Consider the following 1,075-nt stretch of genomic DNA (forward strand, 5'->3'; position numbering starts at 1 on the left):
TTCGCCGGCAAGCCGGCTCCTACGCGGCTAGTGGGTTCACGGGTAAGGATTGATCTCCCTCATTTTCCTAGGCGCCAAGCCTGCTAGCATTGCGCCTGGATCATCCCTGACCAGTCACGAGTGCTCAGCATGCAACTTCCGGACATGAACCTTCTGGTGGCCCTCGACGCCCTGCTCGACGAGGGCAGCGTGGTGGGCGCGGCGCGGCGCATGAACCTCAGCCCGGCGGCCATGAGCCGGACCCTGACGCGGATCCGCGACGCCCTCGGCGACCCGGTGCTGGTACGTGCCGGACGGGGCCTGGTGCCCACCCCCAAGGCCCTGGAACTGCGCAGCCAGGTGCGCGATGTAGTGGAGCAGGCGGCGCTGGTGTTCCGCTCGGCGGACAAGGTCGACCTGGGTTCCCTGCAGCGGCGCTTCAACGTGCGCGCCAACGATTTTTTCGTCGGCGTGTATGGCGGTCGCCTCATCGATACCCTGGAGCGTCAGGCGCCCTTGTGCGAGCTGCGCTTCGTGCCCGAAGGCGATGGCGATGACGAGGCCCTGCGGGAGGGAAGGATCGACCTGCGGATCAGTAACACCCGGCCCCTGACCCCGGAAGTCAAGGTGCAGAACCTGTTCACCACCGCTTTTGTCGGCCTGGTGCGCGAAGGCCACCCGCTGTTGGACGAAGACATCACCGCCGAGCGTTTTGCCGCGTTTCCCCATATCAGCATGTCTCGCCGGGGCATAGCCCGTGGACCTATCGATGCGGCCCTGGCCGAGCAGGGCCTGGAGCGCCGGGTGCCGCTGATTGCCCCGAGCTTCCACGCCGCCATGTTCATGCTGCCGGATTCGGACCTGATTTTGCCGGTGCCCCAGGAAACCCTGCTCAGCGTCTCGCGCCTGGGCCTGCGCTTGCGTTCGTTCGTGCTGCCGATTTCCCTGCCGACCCTGGTTTTGACCCAGGCCTGGCATCCGCGTTACGACAAGGACCCGGCGCACAAGTGGTTTCGCGAAACCCTGCGCACCTCCTGCCAGGCCACCTGGCAAGAAGCCCAGCCGACGTCCTCGTAGGAGCCGGCTTGCCGGCGAA

Annotated in this window: 1 protein-coding gene; it reads left to right on the top strand. The window is 66.2% G+C overall.

All coding sequences use genetic code 11. The features are described 5' to 3' along the window. The first annotated feature begins 129 nt into the window (after positions 1–129). Positions 130–1,056, top strand: coding sequence for a LysR family transcriptional regulator (locus F6S12_RS32080; RefSeq protein WP_011058522.1), 927 nt, complete (start codon positions 130–132; stop codon positions 1,054–1,056). The last annotated feature ends 19 nt before the right edge of the window (positions 1,057–1,075 follow it).

Origin of the sequence: Pseudomonas sp. JV245A (assembly GCF_032424515.1) — a bacterium.
Lineage (GTDB): Bacteria > Pseudomonadota > Gammaproteobacteria > Pseudomonadales > Pseudomonadaceae > Aquipseudomonas > Aquipseudomonas protegens.